Genomic DNA, 17521 nt, shown 5'->3' with positions numbered 1-17521 from the left:
GCAGGGGTTGGCGGATGGGCCGTCGACTGGGCGCCCCGTTGGCGTGGGGCGCTGCCGGGTGCGGATCGTACCGGTGGAGCCGAGAGGGCCACCGGCAGGCGATAACCTCAGGCGGCGGGCACGATGCTGGTGCCGATCGGCTCGCCGCGCACCGCGCGGCCGATGTTGCCGGCACCGAACAGGTCGAAGACGACGATCGGGATGGCGTTGTCCTTGCACAGGGCGATGGCGGTGCTGTCCATCACCTCCAGTTCGCCGCTCAGCACTTCAAGGAACGAGAGGCGCTCGTAGCGCACGGCGTCGGCGTGCTTGTTGGGGTCCTTGTCATAGACGCCATCGACCTTGGTCGCCTTGAACACCACGTCGGCGCCGATCTCGGCGGCACGCAGGGCGGCGGTGGTGTCGGTGGTGAAGAAGGGGTTGCCGGTGCCGGCTGCGAAGATCACCACCCTTCCTTTTTCCATGTGGCGGATCGCCCTCCGGCGGATGTAGGGCTCGGCCACCTCCTGCATCGAGATGGCGCTCTGCACCCGGGTCGGCACGCCGGAGCGTTCCAGGCCGTCCTGCAGGGTGATGGCGTTCATCACCGTGGCGAGCATGCCGACGTAGTCGGCGGTGGCGCGGTCCATGCCGGCGGCGCTGCCCTTCAGGCCGCGGAAGATGTTGCCGCCGCCCACCACGATCGCGAGCTGGGTGCCATCCGCCACCACTTCGGCGACATCGCGGGCGACCGACTGGACGATGGCGGGATCGATGCCGTATCCCTGCTCCCCCATCAGAGCCTCACCGCTGAGCTTGAGCAGGACGCGCCGGTAAGCCATCAGGGTCTTCGATCCGGCGAACAGTAGCAAGGGTTCGTGCGCTCACCTGCGGAGCGTTCCCCAGTGGCCGGGTCAGCCGACCAGCCGCAGCCGGATCCCGCCTGGAGCGTCGATGCCGCCTCAGAACGCGTCATCGCCTCAGAACTCGATGCCGGCCTGGGCCTTCACCCCCTGCTCGCGGAACGGGTGGCGCACCAGCTTCATCTCGGTGACCAGATCGGCCCGCTCCAGCAGGGGCGGCGGGGCACCGCGACCGGTGAGGGCCACGTGAGTCAGGGCCGGGCGACGCTCCAGACCTTCGAGCACCTGCTGTGGATCGAGGTAGCCGAGCTTCATCGCCACGTTCACCTCATCGAGCACCACCAGCTTGCGGCCGGCGTCCTCCAGATAGCTCAGGGAGCGCTCCCAGGCCTGCTGCACCAGGGCCCGGTCCCGGTCCCGATCCTGGGTCTCCCAGGTGAAGCCCTCGCCGAGGGCATGCCAGTGCAGGGCGTCGCCGAAGAGCTCCAGCGCCATGGCCTCGCCCGGCTGCCAGCCGCCCTTGATGAACTGCACCACCGCCACACTCTCGCCGTGGCCGAGGGTGCGCAGCACCAGGCCCAGGGCTGCGGTGGTCTTGCCCTTGCCCTCGCCGGTGAACACCAGCACCAGCCCCTTCTCGACATTGCGCTCGCCGACCCGCTGGCGCTGCACCTCCTGGCGGCGCTGCATGCGGCGGCGGTAGGCCTCGGCGTCGCGCTCCGGTGCCAGATCGCCGCCCATGCCGAGTTCGCGAGCCTGCTGATCAAGCTCCGTCGCGGGAGCGCTCTCAGGGATCGCAGGGGTGGAGCTGGCTTCGGGCACGGGCCGGGGCGCGGGTCGGGTGTTCACTCTGGTCGTTGGGATCGCATGCTGGGGCCCCTGCGCCCGTCCTGGCCTGGTGCCCGGCCCAGCCATCCGCGCGTTGCGAGCGGGCAGGGTGGTCAGCTGTGGCCATCGCCTGGGCGCGTCGGCCTCCGGCTGTGGCTCAGCGCAGCAGGTAGGGGCCGCTCCCGACTCGACGGCTCAGGCGCTGCGCAGCCGTGAGAGGGCTGCATCGACGGCCTGCTGCTGGTCGCGGCGGGTGATCCAGTGGTGGTAGGTGCGGGTGTGAATGGTCACCGAGTGCCCCATCATCCGCGCCGCGACGGTGTCGGGCAGGCCGATGTGGATCGTGCGTACCGCCCAGGCATGGCGCAGGTCGTAGGGGGTGATCGGCAGGCCATAGCGGCGGAACTGCTCCGCCACCCGCTGCCCCACCTGCTTGAGGCTCACCCGCCGCAGGTCCGTGGTGACGGCCGGCAGGGCGCCGGGATCGTCCCCGAGGCGCTCCAGCCCGAAGTGCTCCACCCATTCCGGCAGGAAGGGCCACACCTGGTGCTCGCCGGTCTTGCTGGTGGGCAGCACCCGCAGCACCCGGTCACCACCGCGGCCCAGGCCGGAGCAGTCGCAGAAGAACACCTCGTGGTTGCGCAGGCCGTAGGTGGCCATCAGGCCATAGGCCAGTCGCCAGGCCGGGTTCGGGATCTGCAGGACGAGGTCCAGGATGCGGGCGTCGCTGGGCAGCTGCCGGAAGCGGGCCCGATGGAGGCCATAGCCGCCGCAGCGGTCGCGCCAGTCCGGCGGAAGCTCCAGCTGCAGATGGCGGGCCAGGGCCCCCAGGGCGATGCCGCACTGCTGGCGGCTGCGGCTGGCCAGCTCGTAGCTCTCGAGGGTCCGCTCCAGCAGCTCCCGCGTGGGCGGGCCATCGCCGGCCAGCTGCTGCAGGCGGCGCAGATAGGGCTGATAGGCGCCGCGCCAGGTGCTGCGGCTGCCAGCCGGAAGACGGCGGCGGCGCGGATCGGCGAAGAAGGCTCGCTCAAAGGCGGCCAGGGCCCCCTGCAGAGGTTCGTCGTCATCGCTGTTCCGGATCCCGGCCGCCGGCCGTGGGGAGACCTGCCGCCATCGCGCAGGACCGCAGGAAGGGTCGACAGCGTCCGTGGAGGGTCGCGCTGCGCCGTCGCCGCGGCCCTGGCGCCGCCGCCAGCGGCTCCAGGCGAAGCGGCCCTCCTCCAGCTCCTGCTGCACCTCCTGCAGCCGTTGCAGCGCCCGTTCCAGCTCCTCGGGGCTGGCGTCCAGGCCCAGGCTGAGGCGCTGGACCGCCATCCCGGGCTCCCCGTCGGGCCGGGGCAGCGGTCCGCGCAGCACCAGACTCCGGCCGCGCTGCTCGAGGCGCAGCCGGCAGCCGGATCCGGCCAGCTGCTGGTTGCGTTGGCGCAGCAGTTCCGTCAGCGGCGGCTGCGGCCTGCCGCTCTCCGCCTGGGGCGCAGCAGGGGCGTGGGGGCTGGCGTTCAGGAGGCTTCGGGCCGTCGCCCGTCGGCGCTGCGGCCGGACCCTATCGGTGTCGTTCCCGTTCCGCCAGGGTCAGCGCACGTCCCCAGGGCGCAGCAGGTCCGTCGTCGGTGGGGCCGCAGCGCCGCACCCCGCTCGGTGAAGCCGGGTGATCGGCCTGCCAGCCGCTGTCATGCCGCAGTCCGGAAGGCCGGACGGGGCGGCCGCACCCGTGCCGGCTGGCCTCCTGCCTGAACGCCAGCCCAAGCGGCAGTGGCGTTACGCTCTGGCCTTCCTTACTGAACACTCGGGCATGGCCAGGGTCGGCGTGCTGCTGCTGAACCTCGGTGGCCCCGAACGGATCCAGGATGTCGGGCCGTTCCTGTACAACCTGTTCTCCGATCCGGAGATCATCCGGCTGCCGGTGCCGGCGCTGCAGAAGCCGCTGGCCTGGCTGATCAGCACTCTGCGCAGCGGCAAGTCGCAGGAGGCCTACCGCTCCATCGGCGGCGGCTCGCCGCTGCGTCGCATCACCGAACAGCAGGCCCGCGAGCTGCAGAGCACCCTCCGGCAGCGCGGCATCGAGGCCACCTCCTATGTGGCGATGCGCTACTGGCATCCGTTCACCGAGTCGGCCGTCTCCGATATCAAGGCCGATGGCGTCGAGGAGGTCGTGGTGCTCCCCCTCTATCCCCACTTCTCGATCAGCACCAGCGGCTCAAGCTTCCGTGAGCTGCAGCGCCTGCGTCAGGCCGATCCCGCCTTCGCCCGCCTGCCGATCCGCTGCATCCGCAGCTATCACGACGATCCGGGTTACATCAGCGCCATGGCCGGGCTGATCGCCCGCGAGATCCAGGCCTGCCCCGATCCGGCCTCGGCCCATGTCTTCTTCAGCGCCCATGGCGTGCCGAAGAGCTACGTGGAGGAGGCGGGCGATCCCTATCAGCAGGAGATCGAAGCCTGCGCGCGGCTGATCATTCAGAAGCTGCAGGCCGATCTGGGCCACGCCAATCCCTACACGCTCGCCTATCAGAGCCGCGTCGGTCCGGTCGAGTGGCTCCGCCCCTATACCGATGACGCCCTGCACGAACTCGGCGAGGCCGGCGTCAAGGATCTGGTGGTGGTGCCGATCAGCTTCGTGAGCGAGCACATCGAGACGCTCGAGGAGATCGACATCGAGTACCGCGAGATCGCCACTGAGGCCGGCATCACCAACTTCCGGCGCGTGCCGGCGCTCGACACCACGCCCTCGTTCATCGAGGGTCTGGCGACCCTGGTGCAGCAGGCCCTGGCGGGGCCGGAGGTGAATCTCGATCAGGCGGCGGCGCTGCCCACCAAGGTGAAGCTCTATCCCCAGGACAAGTGGGCCTGGGGCTGGAACAACAGTTCCGAGGTCTGGAACGGCCGCCTGGCGATGGTGGGGTTCTCCGCCTTCCTGCTGGAGCTGCTCAGTGGACGGGGGCCGCTGCATGCGCTCGGGTTGCTCTGAGGGTGGCCGTGGCGTGACGAGGGCCCTGAGCCTGGCGGGGGCTCTGGCCCTCACCCTGTCCGCCTCAGCTCCAGCGAGGGCTTCCACCTGGCTGTACGGGGTGTTCCCGGTCCCCTCCTTCCTGGGGTTCACCAGCGGCTTCGGCAGCCGCGTCCATCCTCTCGGCGGTGATGTGCGTCCCCACTACGGCGTCGACATCGCCGCACCGCTCGGCTCCCCGGTGCGCAGCTGGTGGAGCGGTCGGGTGCAGGAGGTGATCTCCGATGGGGGGTGCGGCAACGGAGGATGGGGGGTGCGGCAACGGAGTGGTGATCCGCTCCGGTGACTACGAGCACCTCTACTGCCATCTGGGCGGCAGCGCCGGTGGCGGTGTCTACACGAGCGGCCCGGTGCGTCTGGTGCGGGGCCAGCCGGTGCGTCGCGGCCAGCTGATCGGCCACGTGGGGCTGACCGGCAGCACCACCGGCCCTCACCTGCACTGGGGTGTGCGCCACCGGGGTGCCTGGCTCGATCCGGCCCGCATCCTGCGCGCGATGGCGGCCAGTCGCCGTCAGGTCATGGCCCGCAGGAGCCCTCCTAATGTCGGGTCGTTCCGTTGAATGATCCGGGCGATCCTCCCGGTTCTGCCTAGTCTTTCACTGCTTTTCCGAGTCCCGCTCCCGAAGCCCTGCACCGCTTCGCCGTTCCCGTCCCTCCCCCTGCCGTGACGCTCACCCCCCTCAATCCCGCCACCACCACCGCCCCCGTCGCTGCCGCGCCGGATGTCCGGACGGTGCCGCAACGGGTGAGTGGGGCCTACGCCCTGATGGATGCCCTTCATCGCCATGGCGTCGATCACATCTTCGGCTACCCCGGCGGCGCGATCCTTCCGATCTACGACGAGCTGCACAAGGCCGAAGCGCGGGGCTGGCTGAAGCACATCCTGGTGCGGCATGAACAGGGCGGCACCCATGCAGCCGACGCCTACGCCCGCGCCACCGGCAGGGTGGGTGTCTGCTTCGGCACGTCGGGCCCCGGCGCCACCAACCTGGTGACCGGCATCGCCACCGCCCAGATGGATTCGGTGCCGATGGTGGTGATCACCGGCCAGGTGCCCCGCGCCGCCATCGGCACGGATGCCTTCCAGGAAACCGACATCTTCGGCATCACTCTGCCGATCGTGAAGCATTCCTGGGTGGTCCGTGATCCCCGCGACATCGGTCGCATCGTCGCCGAGGCCTTCCTGATCGCCGCCAGCGGCCGGCCGGGCCCGGTGCTGATCGATGTGCCCAAGGACGTGGGTGTCGAGGAGTTCGACTATGTGCCTGTCGAGCCCGGCACCGCCATCCCCGCCGGCTTCCGCGCCACCCCCGCCCCTGACGCCGCCGCGATCGAGGCCGCTCTGGAGCTCATCCGTCAGTCCAGCCGGCCCCTCCTTTACGTCGGCGGTGGTGCCATCAGCGCGGCAGCCCATGAGGCGATCGCCGCCATGGCAGAGCGTTTCCGCCTGCCGGTCACCACCACCCTGATGGGCAAGGGTGCCTTCGATGAGCACCATGCTCTGTCGGTGGGCATGCTTGGCATGCACGGCACCGCCTACGCCAACTTCGCCGTCACGGAGTGCGATCTGCTGATCGCCGCCGGTGCCCGTTTTGACGACCGCGTCACTGGCCGGCTCGACAGCTTCGCCCCGCGGGCCCGCGTGATTCACATTGACGTCGATGCGGCCGAAGTGGGCAAGAACCGTGTGCCTGAGGTGCCTGTGGTCGCGGATGTGAAAGAGGCCCTGGAGGCCCTGCTGGCGGCCTCTGCCGGTGAGGACTCCGGCGGCCGCACCGAGGCCTGGCTGCAGCGCATCGAGAGCTGGAAAAAGCACTACCCCCTCGTGGTGCCTGCTCCCCAGGGGGAGATCGCGCCCCAGGAGGTGGTCGTGGCCCTGCGGGAGCTGGCCCCTGACGCCTACTACACCACCGATGTGGGCCAGCACCAGATGTGGGCCGCCCAGTTCCTCCGCAATCCCCCCCGCCACTGGATCAGCAGCGCCGGTCTGGGCACCATGGGCTTCGGCATGCCCGCCGCCATGGGTGTGCAGATGGCCTTTCCCGACGCGCAGGTGATCTGCGTCGCCGGTGATGCCTCGATCCTGATGAACATCCAGGAGCTCGGCACCCTTGCCCAGTACGGCCTGCCGGTGAAGGTGGTCGTGCTCAACAACGGCTGGCAGGGGATGGTGCGCCAGTGGCAGGAGAGTTTCTACGAGGAGCGCTACTCCAATTCCGAGATGACCGGCGGCATGCCCGATTTCCCGGCCCTGGCCGAAGCCTTCGGCGTTCGGGGCGTCCGCATCGAGCGCCGGGAGGATCTGCAGTCGAAGCTGGCCGAAGCGCTGGCTCACCCCGGGCCGGTGTTCGTCGATGTGGCGGTTCGCCGCAACGAGAACTGCTACCCGATGGTCCCCCCCGGTGCCAGCAACGCCCAGATGGTTGGCCTGCCCAGCCATCCGGAGCTGGCGATCGACACCCAGCGGCAGTGCAGCTCCTGTGGTGCCACCACCGCCAGTGCCCACTTCTTCTGCCCCAGCTGCGGAGCCAAGCTCTGATCTCCCTGCCCCGCCTTCGTTCCCTCGCTGCGGCCTGTCTGCTGTCTCTTGTGCTGTCGCTGGCCGTGCTCGGTCTCGTGCCGGGCTCGGCCGCGGCGGCCGAGGTGCTGCAGGTGCGCAGCCCGAGCCTTCTGCAGGTGGGCGACAGCAATCGCACCTACACCGTCGAGCTGGCCTGCATGGCCCCGATCGAGGGCGAACGGGATCAGGCCCTGGCCTGGTTGCGTCAGCAGCTTCCCCGGCGCAGCCGTGTCAATCTGCGCCCGATCGGCAACCACGACGGCATTCTGGTGGCGCGGGTCCAGAAGCTGGGGGCCCCGGACGATGTCAGCCGCGGGCTGATTGCCGCCGGTTTCGCGGAACCGGTCGTCGAGCATGCCTCCTGTCTCTGAGACGGTTCCGTCGCTTCGCGTTGCGTCGCGTTCTGTTACGTCCCGTTCGGTTCCGTCGTGAGGTTTGTGGCGACGTCGCTCCGCGGCCGTGGTGCAGCCTGGTCGCCGCTCACAGCCGCGGTGGCGCTGAGCCAGGATCCATCCTATGCGCCCAGTCCAGATGGCGCGTTGACCGACCGAGAGCCCGACCATGAGCCTCAACCGCACCGCCAAGGGCATCGTGCTGGTGCCCTCGTTGCTTCTCGGGGGCGCCTTCCTGGCCGCGGCCGCCTGGCTGGATGGTCCTGCTGCCGCCAACCGCGGCCTGGCGATCGGACTGGGGCTGGTGCTGATGGGCGCCGGCCTGCTGGCCCAGCTGCTGCCCGAGAGCGAACCGGAGAACGCTGAAGACTGACCTTGCCGCGCCAAACTGACCTTGCCGCGCCAAGGTGAAGGTCGGGGTGTGGAGGGCCTGCCGCGGTGAGCGGGTCCGGTTCGGGAGTGTCCGCTGGCTCCGGTGGCAGCTGGCTGCGGCAGGGTCTCAGGTTCCGATCGCATCGCTTCAAAGGGGTGCCAGCGCAGGCCGGCAGCGCCAGAGTTCGACCAGTGATCGGTTGCCCGTCATGCTCCCGTCCGACCTCCTGGTGGTGCCCTTCGAGCAGGTGGGCCTGGTGGATCTGGCTGATGTGGGCGGCAAGAACGCCTCCCTCGGTGAGCTGATCCGCGAACTGGATGAGGCCGGCGTGCGCGTGCCCACAGGGTTTGCCACCACGGCTGCCGCCTATCGCCACCTGATCAGCAGCGGCGGCCTGGCCGACCGGCTGCACGCCATCCTCGACGGCCTCGATGGCAACGACATCGCCGCCCTGCAGGCGGCCGGCGCCGCTGCCCGCTCACTGCTGCTCAGCACCCCCTTGCCGGCGGATCTGGAGCAGGCGATACTGGATGCCTACCGCGCTCTGGGGGCGCCGTCCGTGGCGGTGCGCTCCAGTGCCACCGCCGAGGATCTGCCTGATGCCTCCTTCGCCGGCCAGCAGGAGACGTTTCTGAATGTGCACGGCGAGGCGGCCCTGATCGCCGCCTGCCGCCGCTGCTACGCCTCGCTGTTCACCGACCGGGCGATCTCCTACCGGCAGATCCACGGCTTCGATCACTTCGAGGTGGCCCTCTCGATCGGGATGCAGCGCATGGTGCGCTCCGATCTGGGGGCGTCGGGGGTGATGTTTTCCATCGACACCGAGACCGGCTTCCGCGACGCCGTTCTGCTCACGGCCGCCTATGGCCTGGGCGAGAACGTGGTGCAGGGGGCCGTCAATCCCGACGAGTATCTGATCTTCAAGCCCACCCTGGCCGGGGGCTGCGCGCCGATCCTCAGCAAACGGCTGGGCAGCAAGGCGATCCGCATGGTCTATGCCGAGGACGGAGCGGCGTCGGCCGCCGACCCCAGCCATCCCGGCGCCAGCGCCACCCGCAACGAGCCCGTGCCCGAAGCGGAACGGCGCCGCTACGCGATCAGCGACGCCGAAGCCCTGCAGCTGGCCCGCTGGGCCTGCCTGATCGAGGATCACTACAGCGCCCGCCGCGGCCTGCCGACGCCGATGGACATCGAGTGGGCCCGCGACGGCGAAAGCGGCGAGCTGTTCATCCTGCAGGCGCGGCCCGAGACCGTGCAGTCGCGGCAGGAGGGGGCGGTGCTGCGCAGCTGGCACCTGCAGCCCCACGCGCAGGAGCCGATCCTCAGCGGCCGGGCGATCGGCGCTTCGGTGAGCAGCGGTCGGGCGAGGGTGATCGCCGACCCCTCCGAGATCCAGCGCTTCGAGCCGGGCGACCTGCTGATCACCCGCCGCACCGATCCTGACTGGGAGCCGATCCTCAGGCGCTGCCGCGGCGTCGTGACTGACCAGGGGGGCCGCACCTGCCACGCGGCGATCATCGCCCGCGAGATGGGCATCACGGCGATCGTCGGCACCGGCGAGGCCACCAGCCGCATCGCCGACGGCCAGCCGATCACGATCAGCTGCTGCGACGGCGATGTCGGTCACGTCTACGACGGGATCCTGCCGTTCGAAGTGCGTGAACAGCGGCTCGACGATCTGCCATCCACAAGAACGCAGATCCTGATGAACGTGGGCAACCCCGAGGAGGCCTTCAACCTCGCCCGCATCCCCTGCGATGGCGTCGGCCTGGCGCGGCTGGAGTTCATCATCGCCAACCACATCAAGGTGCATCCGATGGCGCTGCTGCAGCCGGAGCGGGTGGCCGATGCGGCCGAGCGCCAGGCGATCGCCGAGCTCACCGCCGGCTATGAACGGCCGGCTGATTACTACGTGGATCTGCTGGCCCAGGGCATGGCCAGGATCGCGGCGGCCTTTTATCCCAGGCCGGTGATTCTGCGCTTCTCCGATTTCAAGAGCAACGAATACGCCAATCTCCTGGGTGGGCGCGTGTTCGAGCCGCAGGAGGAGAACCCGATGATCGGCTGGCGCGGTGCCTCCCGTTATCACGCGCCGGCCTTCCGGGAGGCCTTCGGCCTGGAGTGCCGGGCGTTGAAACAGGTGCGTGAGCGGATGGGGCTCACCAACGTGATCCCGATGATTCCCTTCTGCCGCACTCCCGAGGAGGGCGACAAGGTGCTGGCGGAGATGGCCCTCCATGGCCTGGTGCGCGGTGAGAACGGGCTGCAGGTGTATGTGATGTGCGAGCTGCCCAGCAATGTGATCGGCGCCGAGGCCTTCGCTCAGCGCTTCGATGGCTTCTCGATCGGCTCCAACGACCTCACCCAGCTCACCCTGGGGCTCGATCGCGATTCGGCTCTGGTGGCGGAGTTGTTCGATGAGCGCCATGCCACCGTCAAGGAGATGATCCGCCTGGCGATCCACACGGCCAAGCGCTGCGGTCGCAAGATCGGCATCTGCGGCCAGGCTCCCAGCGACTATCCGGAGTTCGCCCGCTTCCTGGTCGAGGAGGGGATCGATTCGATCAGCCTCAACCCCGATGCCGTGGTGCGCACGCGGCTGGCGATCGCCGAGCTGGAGGGGGAGCTGGCGGGGTGAGGAGCAGCGAAGGGACTGGAGGTGCTCCGATCGGTTCAAGCCGCATCCATGCTCCGGATGCTCCCGGATCGGCGGAATGCCCTCCAGCGTTCTGGCGGTGAGGTTTCTCCGGCATGGAGTGATTGGCCGCTCACCCCACAGGCAGCGAGTAGGCGACCCCTGGGATGGGATGGATCAGCCGGGCACGTCCGGCCCCTCCCTGTTCGACGGTGGCCGCGGCCTCCTCAATCGTGCCTTCGCCGCGCAGCAGGCCGGCGACCACGCCGCTGAAGCGCACATCGCCTCCGGTGGTGCTGGCCAGGACCGTCGTGGGCTGGAACAACTCCAGCAGCTCCGGCAGCACCCGGCGGCCGCGCACGAAGGCGCCGGCCAGGGGCAGCCCCAGGTCGATCACCGGGGTGATCACCGCATCGAGGCGGCGTGGCGCCAGATCCCTGGCCAGGAAACCGTGGGGTTCGAGGTAGAGGCTGCCGCCGGGGTGCTCCAGCAGGTAGCCGTTTTCCGTCTGGGGCACGGGTGCTCCGGCAGTGGCCGTGATCGCCAGGGAGCGGCAGCGGTGGCTGTGGCCGGGTGGCAACGCCGTGACAGCGCTGAAGCCCAGCCTGCGGACCCGGGCTGCGGCGGTGGGTGAGGCCACCACGGGCAGATCGGGAGGCAGCAGCGCCAGGCTGGGGGGATGGCAGTGATCCGGTAGCCCCTGGCTGAGCAACAACAGATCCAGGTCCTCGGGTGGCGGGAGGGGATCGCGCAGTTCCGCCTTGAGCAGCCAGGGTCCGGGCGGAAACACCAGGGGCCCCTCCAGCCAGGGATCCACCAGCACCCTCAGGCCCGGACCCGAGACATCGGGATCCTGAAACTCCAGCAGCCAGCCATTGGCGCCGAAGTAGGTGGCCGACAGGCTCATGCCAGGGCGAGTGAAGCGTCGGAAGAGGGCCGCAGGGGGCCGAAGCGCCGCCAGACCAGCCAGGCGTGGGCGGAGAAGCGCAGGGCCGAGAGCACCGCCAGACCGATGCAGAGCGGACAGTGCATCAGGCCCATGGAAGGTCTCGCCGCGAGGTCATCCCAGGATGGCACTTCCGGCCCGACCCTGGTGGGGCCTCCCGGGGCTGGTCGCCCTGTTATGGGCGCTGTGGGCCTGCCCTGGGGCGCTGCGCCGCCCGCCATCGCTCCGGTTGCGGATCCGTTGCGTTCACAGCGCTCCCGCAACGAGAGGCGTATAAGGGTGGCTCCTGCGCCGCTGAATTGATATCTCCCCGGTTCGGTCCGCTGCCGGCCGTCCTGTCAGTCCTCACGCTGCTGGCCGGCTGCGAGCGAACCGTCCCCCAGGCGGCCGCGCCCCTGCAGGTGGACGTGATTGAGGCCCGGCCGGCCGCGTTCCGGCAGGAGGTGGTCACCATCAGCACCCTCGATGCGGTGGAGTCGGTGCAGCTGGCGGCCCAGGCCGGCGGACGCATCCAGCGCCTGAACGTGCGCCAGGGCGATCGGGTGCGCCCCGGTCAGCTGCTGGTGGTGCTGGATCAGACGCAACTGCAGGCCGAGGTTCTGAGTCTGCGCTCCCGTCAGGCCAAGAACCGGCTCAACTATCAGCGCTTCGCCTTCCTGGCCCGCGAGGGAGCCGCCAGTCCGATTCAGCGCGATGAACTGCGCCAGTCGTACATCGAGTCCATCGCCACTCTCAAGGCCCGTGAGGCGGATCTTGCCTTTCGTGATCTGCGCTCTCCCATTGGCGGGGTGATCGGCGATGTCACCGTGAAGGTGGGTGATGTGATCCGCGCCGGCGATCCCTTCACCACGGTGATCCGCAACGGCGAGCTCAACGCCCGCATCGACGTGCCGGCCCGGCTGCGCAACAGTGTGCGGCCCGGGCAGACCGTGATTCTGGAGGACCCCGGCAGCAGCCGGCCCCTGGTCAGCGGCGTGGTCGATTCGATCGACCCCAGTGTCAACGTCGGCAACCAGGTGCTGCTGGTCAAGGCCACCTACGACAACCGGGGCGGCAGCCTGCGCAATGGCCTGCGGGTTCGCACCCGGCTCGTCCTCGACAGCAGCGCTCAGTTGTCGGTGCCGGTGGGGGTGGTCACCCAGTCCTCCGGCCAGAGCTACGTCTGGCGCGTCGGCAGCCTGCAGGAGCTGGAGCGTGAGCCCGGCCAGGCGCCTCTGGAGCAGTTGCGCAAGCTCCCGCCCGGCAGCCTGTTCGCCTTGCAGACGCGGGTGACGCTGGGGCCGTTGCAGGATGGCCGCTACCCCGTGGTCAGCGGTCTGGGGGCGGGCGCCCGGGTGATCAGCACCAACCTGCTCAGCCTGCGCCATGGCCTGCCGGTGCAGATCGCCGCCTCGAGCCCGGGCTCGGGGCAGGCCCCATCCGCGCGCTGAGGAGGACCCCAGCCGATGTCCGCCTCCGACCGCTTCATCCTCAGACCGGTGCTCACCACGGTCTGCAGCCTGCTGATCGTGATCGCGGGACTGATCGCCCTGCCGATCCTGCCGATCGAGAACCTGCCTGACATTGCACCGCCCACCGTTCAGGTGAGGGCCCGCTACGTCGGTGCCGACGCGATCAGCGTCGAAGAGGGTGTCACCACGGTGCTCGAGCAGCAGATCAACGGGGTGGAGAACATGGAGTTCATCACCTCCACCAGCGCCGCTGACGGCAGCAGCGCGATCAGCATCGCCTTCGCCAGCGGCACCGACGGTGCCATCAACCAGGTCAACGTCCAGAACCGGGTGTCGCTGGCCGAACCCCAGCTTCCAGCGGAGGTCCGTCAGGCCGGGGTCACCGTCAGCAAGGCCTCCAATTCGATCCTCCTCGTCTACAACCTGGTCAGCACGGATCCAGCCAGGCCCTACAGCGTCGAGACGCTCAGCGGCCAGCTGGATCAGGGACTCACCGAACAGATCAAGCGGGTCCGGGGAGTCGGCGACGTCTCCTATTTCGGGAATCGTCGCCTGGCGATCCGCCTCTGGCTGGATCCTGATCGCCTCACCCAGCAGAACCTGACCGCCGCCGATGTGGTGGCGGCCCTGCAGAGCCAGAACCGCCTCGTGCCCGCTGGACGGGTGGGGGGGGCGCCGTCGCCCGCCGGCCAGCCCTACACCTTCACCGTTGAGCTGCAGGGACGCCTGCTCAGGGAAGAGGACTTCGAGAACCTGATCCTTCGCAACACGGCGGATGGTGCCGTCGTGCGTCTGCGTGATGTGGGCCGGGTTGAGCTGGGTGGCGAGACCTACGACATCAGCGCCACCGACCTGCGCGGCGTGCCTTCGGTGGGAATCGCTGTCTACCAGCTCAGCGGCAGCAATGCCCTGGAGGTGTCGAGGGGTGTGAAGGAGGTGCTGGCGGAATTCCAGGAGGGTCTGCCGCCGGGGATTCAGCTGCAGCGCATCTACGACGTCACCGACTTCATCAGCGCCTCGATCGAAGGAGTCACCGATTCGCTGCGCGATGCGGTGGTGCTCGTGGTGCTGATCCTGTTCCTGTTCCTGCAGGACTGGAAGGCGACCCTGGTGCCCGGTATTGCGATCCCGGTCGCACTGGTGGGCACCTTCGCCTTCGTGAAGGTGTTCGGCTTCAGCCTCAACCAGCTGACCCTGTTCGGTCTGGTGCTGGCCACCGGCCTGGTGGTGGATGACGCGATCACGGTGATCGAGGGAACCGCCACCCGTCGCGCCGAAGGCCTCACCGCCGTTCAGGCGGCCAGGGCCACGATGGATGAACTGTTCGCTGCGGTGCTGGCCACCTCGCTGGTGCTGTTTGCCGTGTTCCTGCCGGTGCTGTTCTTTCCCGGTGCGCCCGGCACGATCTACCGCCAGTTCGCGGCAACGATCCTCTTCTCGATCGCCATCTCCACCTTCAACGCTCTCACCTTCTCGCCGATGCTGTCGGCCCTGCTGCTGTCGCGCCAGGGGCCGGAGCCGACGCGACGTGTCTACGCCATCGCCGGAGTCCTGCTCGGATTCCTCTACGGCGTCCTCGTCAGCGGTGGTGGCGTCCTCCCGGCCATGGGGTTGCTGATCGCCGGCGGGATGCTGGGTGCCGCCCTGCAACGCTTCACCACCCTGCCGCTGCTGCTGCCGAGCACGTTGATCGCGGCGGCGGCGGCCCTTGCCTTCGCGGGGCTCTCCAGTCCGCCGGTCGTGCTGCTGTTCAGCGGCATCGGCGTGCTCACCGGCTGGTTCACCCCGACGATCTTCACCGCCTTCAACGGCTTCTATGCCCGGGCGGAGAATGCCTATGCGGATGCCCTCGGAAGGGTGCTGCGCCATCGCCGGCCGGTGATGCTCACCCTGGCCTCCGGCATCGTGCTCACGGCGGTGGCCTTCAACGCCATCCCCTCCGGTTTCGTGCCGGTGGAGGATCAGGGTTATGGCGTCGGCATCGTCCAGGCGCCCGAAGGGACTTCCGAGCAGACCACGCGCCGCATCAATGCCCGTGTGCTCGAAATCCTCGGCGAGGAGAAGTCGATCCAGGCCGCCGCTGTGTTCAGCGGGGCCAGCCTCGATGGCAATGCGCCCAATCGGGGCCTGTTCTTCTTCGGCACCACCAACTGGGATGAGCGAACGAGCGCGGATCAGTCGATGGAAGCGATCGTGGCGCGTCTCAACCGCCGCTTCTCCACCCTGCGTGATGCTCGGGTCATCACGATCGAACCCCCCGCGATTCCCGGTTACGGCGCGGCCGGCGGCTTCGAGTTCCAGCTGCTGGATCGCAGCGGCGGCGGTCTGTCGCTGCCGCAGTTCTTCCAGGCCGCCGGCCGCCTGATCCGGCAGGCCAACGCCCATCCCGATCTGCAGCGGGTCTTCACCCAGTTCAGCCCGGAGGCGCCGCAGCTGAAGATCAGCGTCGACCGCGCCCGACTGGCATCCCTCGGGATCGACTTCGCCCAGGCGATGCAGGTGCTCAGCCTCAATTTCGGCGGCGCTTACATCAATGACACCTTCCAGGAGGGCAAGGTGCGCCGTGTCTATGTGCAGGCGGATGCTCCCTACCGCGCCACCCCGCAGCGCCTCGAGGAGCTGTATGTGCCGAGTGCCAATGGACAGCCGGTGCCCCTGTCGGAATTCATCCGCGTCACGCCCAGCACCGGGCCGGCGGTGATCCCCCACTTCAATCTCTATCGCTCGATCAAGGTGGAGGGCGAGGCCTCGCCAGGCCGCAGTTCCGGTCAGGCGATCGCGGCCATCCAGAAGGTGTTCGACAAGCTTGATGTCAGAGGCATCAGCTCCGACTGGACCGGCCTCTCGCGCGAGGAGGTCAAGGCGGGCTCGCTGGCGATCGTGATCTTCGCCATGGGCATCCTCGTGGTGTACCTGGTGCTGGCGGCGCAGTACGAGAGCCTCAGCGATCCGCTGATCATCCTGATGACGGTGCCCACCGCCATGCTGGGTGCGCTGCTGTTTCTCAGCCTGCGCGGTGAGGTGCTGAACATCTACGCCCAGGTGGGCCTGGTGATGCTGATCGGCCTCGCCGCCAAGAACGGCATCCTGATCGTGGATCTCGCCAATCAGCGGATGGCGGAGGGGGTTTCCGCCATCGAGGCCGCCCGTGAGGCGTCGCTGTCGCGTCTGCGGCCGATCGTGATGACGGCCATCTCCTCGCTGTTCGGCTTCCTGCCCCTGGTGCTGGCCAGCGGCGCCGGCGCCCGCAGCCAGACCTCGCTGGGCACTGTGGTGTTTGGTGGGCTGCTCGCCGCCACCCTCCTCAGCCTCTTCGTGGTGCCGGTGTTCTATGTCGTGATGAAGCGCTGGCTGGGAGGTGGCTCCGGTTCCGATCCCGCTGCTGCCGAAGAGGCTGGCGCCGGGGCCATCCCATGAGTCGTCGTCGCCCCACCCGTGGATCAAGGAGCGGCCGGGTGCTCTGGTCTCTGCTCGGGGGCGTGCTGCTGGGGGTGACGGTGGGTCTGCTGCTGCAGGCGGCGATCCAGCGCACCGCCACGCCGCTCTCTCCGGAGCGGGCCTTCTGGCAGCTGATTCTGCTGGGTTTCGCCGGCGGTCTGGTCGGTTTTGCCCTCAGCACCGTTTCGGCGCTTCAGGCCAGCAATCCCGATCCTGAATACCATCGACCGCACCGCAGCCTGCGGCCCTCCAGCAGGAAGCCTCCGCCGAAACCCTGAGCCTTGCTGGCCCCGCCGGTGCTTGCAGCCTGCGGCGTCCGCCGGGAAGCTGCCCTGCATGACCCATCCCTCTGCCCCTCTCTCCCTGCCGGAGCACGGCCGCCCAGCGGTGCCGCCAGGGCGCATCGGTGAGGCGCGGCCGTTTCTGCTGCTGTTGTTGCTGACGCTGGCTGCCCTGGGTCTGGTGAACCGAGAGCTGCGCGATCACGGCGGGCTCCCGAACGGCCCCCTGGTCTGGGGGGTGTATGCGGCCACCTGGATTCTGTTGGCGATGTGCAGCCTTGCCGCCACAACACATCACCGCCGCATGATGCGGCAGCAGGAACGTGTGTTGACGTTGCTTCTCACGACCAGCCTCGCGCTGGCTCTGGTCGAGGTGAACATGCGCCTGCTGCAGAGTCAGGTGCCCGGTCGGATGCTGCTGCTGCAGGCGGCTCTCCTGTTCGTGGCCTTGCTGGCCCTGTTCACCTACCTCTACTGGCGGTTGGATCGTGATGCCCGTCAGCCCGAGCAGCGCGCCTTCTGGTGGATTCCGCCTCCGGCACAGCAGCTCGCCCAACAGAGGGAGGATGGGGCGGCCCCGAGCCCCTGGCAACCCGGTTTTCTCGACTATCTCTATCTCTCCTGCACCGTCAGCTTCTCCTTCTTCCCCAATGTCGAACCGATCCGCCCGGAGGCGCGCCTGCTGGTGATCGCCCAGCTGATCGTGGTGTTCGACGTGGATCTGATCCTCCTGGCCCGGGCCATCAGCCTGATTCCCTCCTGAGGAGG

Annotated in this window: 16 protein-coding genes; 11 read left to right on the top strand and 5 right to left on the bottom strand. The window is 68.9% G+C overall.

What is annotated here, in order from left to right; genetic code table 11:
• Positions 1-107 precede the first annotated feature (107 nt).
• The 3 genes from pyrH to H8F25_RS05495 form a co-directional block, all read right to left on the bottom strand.
• A complete protein-coding gene (pyrH, locus tag H8F25_RS05505) occupies positions 108-821 on the bottom strand; it encodes a UMP kinase (protein WP_197212355.1) in 714 nt (237 codons plus the stop codon).
• A gap of 138 nt (positions 822-959) precedes the next feature.
• Positions 960-1583 (bottom strand): cob(I)yrinic acid a,c-diamide adenosyltransferase, encoded by a 624-nt coding sequence (cobO, locus tag H8F25_RS05500; protein WP_231597319.1) that lies wholly within the window; start codon positions 1581-1583, stop codon positions 960-962.
• Positions 1584-1865: 282 nt separating this feature from the next.
• Positions 1866-2984 carry a site-specific integrase gene (locus H8F25_RS05495; RefSeq protein WP_231597150.1) on the bottom strand — a complete coding sequence of 373 codons (1119 nt, stop codon included), beginning with the start codon at positions 2982-2984 and terminating at the stop codon, positions 1866-1868.
• 478 nt (positions 2985-3462) lie between these two features.
• On the opposite strand from H8F25_RS05495, the gene hemH reads away from it, so the two are divergent.
• From hemH to ppsA, 7 genes are all read left to right on the top strand, one after another.
• The gene (gene hemH, locus H8F25_RS05490; RefSeq protein ID WP_197212351.1) at positions 3463-4638 is read left to right on the top strand and encodes a ferrochelatase; all 1176 of its coding nucleotides are present in this window, start codon (positions 3463-3465) and stop codon (positions 4636-4638) included.
• A gap of 13 nt (positions 4639-4651) precedes the next feature.
• Positions 4652-4963, top strand: coding sequence for a M23 family metallopeptidase (locus H8F25_RS17600; RefSeq protein WP_231597147.1), 312 nt, complete (start codon positions 4652-4654; stop codon positions 4961-4963).
• Complete coding sequence (locus H8F25_RS17595) at positions 4947-5237, top strand: M23 family metallopeptidase (protein WP_231597145.1); 291 nt, start codon at positions 4947-4949, stop codon at positions 5235-5237. The genes H8F25_RS17600 and H8F25_RS17595 overlap by 17 nt, the downstream gene beginning before the upstream one ends.
• 206 nt (positions 5238-5443) lie before the next feature.
• Positions 5444-7216, top strand: coding sequence for a biosynthetic-type acetolactate synthase large subunit (gene ilvB, locus H8F25_RS05480; RefSeq protein WP_231597318.1), 1773 nt, complete (start codon positions 5444-5446; stop codon positions 7214-7216).
• Positions 7217-7281: 65 nt separating this feature from the next.
• Entirely contained in the window at positions 7282-7608 is a 327-nt protein-coding gene (locus H8F25_RS05475; RefSeq protein ID WP_231597143.1) for a nuclease, read from the top strand.
• Between the two features lie 190 nt (positions 7609-7798).
• Positions 7799-8002, top strand: coding sequence for a GIVxVP protein (locus tag H8F25_RS05470; RefSeq protein ID WP_197212349.1), 204 nt, complete (start codon positions 7799-7801; stop codon positions 8000-8002).
• A 208-nt stretch (positions 8003-8210) separates the two neighbouring features.
• Positions 8211-10640 carry a phosphoenolpyruvate synthase gene (gene ppsA / locus H8F25_RS05465; RefSeq protein WP_197212348.1) on the top strand — a complete coding sequence of 810 codons (2430 nt, stop codon included), beginning with the start codon at positions 8211-8213 and terminating at the stop codon, positions 10638-10640.
• A gap of 130 nt (positions 10641-10770) precedes the next feature.
• On the opposite strand, the gene H8F25_RS05460 is transcribed toward ppsA, so the two are convergent.
• Positions 10771-11544 carry an MBL fold metallo-hydrolase gene (locus tag H8F25_RS05460; protein ID WP_197212346.1) on the bottom strand — a complete coding sequence of 258 codons (774 nt, stop codon included), beginning with the start codon at positions 11542-11544 and terminating at the stop codon, positions 10771-10773.
• Positions 11541-11669 carry a hypothetical protein gene (locus H8F25_RS17945; protein WP_255518312.1) on the bottom strand — a complete coding sequence of 43 codons (129 nt, stop codon included), beginning with the start codon at positions 11667-11669 and terminating at the stop codon, positions 11541-11543. The genes H8F25_RS05460 and H8F25_RS17945 overlap by 4 nt, the downstream gene beginning before the upstream one ends.
• 213 nt (positions 11670-11882) lie before the next feature.
• Here H8F25_RS17945 and H8F25_RS05450 point away from each other — a divergent pair, with 213 nt between their 5' ends.
• From H8F25_RS05450 to H8F25_RS05435, 4 genes are read left to right on the top strand one after another with little or no spacing between them, the layout of a single operon-like run.
• On the top strand, positions 11883-13013 hold the full coding sequence (locus H8F25_RS05450) for an efflux RND transporter periplasmic adaptor subunit (RefSeq protein WP_197212342.1): 1131 nt from the start codon (positions 11883-11885) through the stop codon (positions 13011-13013).
• 15 nt (positions 13014-13028) lie between these two features.
• Positions 13029-16451, top strand: a complete 3423-nt coding sequence (locus H8F25_RS05445; protein WP_197212340.1) for an efflux RND transporter permease subunit — start codon at positions 13029-13031, stop codon at positions 16449-16451.
• Positions 16448-16750 (top strand): hypothetical protein, encoded by a 303-nt coding sequence (locus H8F25_RS05440; protein ID WP_197212339.1) that lies wholly within the window; start codon positions 16448-16450, stop codon positions 16748-16750. The genes H8F25_RS05445 and H8F25_RS05440 overlap by 4 nt, the downstream gene beginning before the upstream one ends.
• Positions 16751-16808: 58 nt before the next feature.
• The gene (locus H8F25_RS05435) at positions 16809-17516 is read left to right on the top strand and encodes a hypothetical protein (protein ID WP_197212337.1); all 708 of its coding nucleotides are present in this window, start codon (positions 16809-16811) and stop codon (positions 17514-17516) included.
• Positions 17517-17521: the final 5 nt, after the last annotated feature.

The sequence above is a fragment of the Synechococcus sp. CBW1004 genome (assembly GCF_015840715.1).
GTDB lineage: Bacteria > Cyanobacteriota > Cyanobacteriia > PCC-6307 > Cyanobiaceae > Cyanobium.
Note: the sequence above shows the minus strand (reverse complement) of the source record. Positions and strands in the feature narration are given on the sequence as shown.

Excerpts from the sequence above, each read along its gene's own strand:
- pyrH (WP_197212355.1), bottom strand. The coding sequence starts at position 821 with ATGGCTTACCGGCGCGTCCTGCTCAAGCTCAGCGGTGAGGCTCTGATG.
- cobO (WP_231597319.1), bottom strand. The coding sequence starts at position 1,583 with ATGGGCGGCGATCTGGCACCGGAGCGCGACGCCGAGGCCTACCGCCGC.
- H8F25_RS05495 (WP_231597150.1), bottom strand. The coding sequence starts at position 2,984 with ATGGCGGTCCAGCGCCTCAGCCTGGGCCTGGACGCCAGCCCCGAGGAG.
- hemH (WP_197212351.1), top strand. The coding sequence starts at position 3,463 with ATGGCCAGGGTCGGCGTGCTGCTGCTGAACCTCGGTGGCCCCGAACGG.
- ilvB (WP_231597318.1), top strand. The coding sequence starts at position 5,444 with ATGGATGCCCTTCATCGCCATGGCGTCGATCACATCTTCGGCTACCCC.
- H8F25_RS05470 (WP_197212349.1), top strand. The coding sequence starts at position 7,799 with ATGAGCCTCAACCGCACCGCCAAGGGCATCGTGCTGGTGCCCTCGTTG.
- ppsA (WP_197212348.1), top strand. The coding sequence starts at position 8,211 with ATGCTCCCGTCCGACCTCCTGGTGGTGCCCTTCGAGCAGGTGGGCCTG.
- H8F25_RS05460 (WP_197212346.1), bottom strand. The coding sequence starts at position 11,544 with ATGAGCCTGTCGGCCACCTACTTCGGCGCCAATGGCTGGCTGCTGGAG.
- H8F25_RS17945 (WP_255518312.1), bottom strand. The coding sequence starts at position 11,669 with ATGCACTGTCCGCTCTGCATCGGTCTGGCGGTGCTCTCGGCCCTGCGC.
- H8F25_RS05445 (WP_197212340.1), top strand. The coding sequence starts at position 13,029 with ATGTCCGCCTCCGACCGCTTCATCCTCAGACCGGTGCTCACCACGGTC.
- H8F25_RS05440 (WP_197212339.1), top strand. The coding sequence starts at position 16,448 with ATGAGTCGTCGTCGCCCCACCCGTGGATCAAGGAGCGGCCGGGTGCTC.
- H8F25_RS05435 (WP_197212337.1), top strand. The coding sequence starts at position 16,809 with ATGACCCATCCCTCTGCCCCTCTCTCCCTGCCGGAGCACGGCCGCCCA.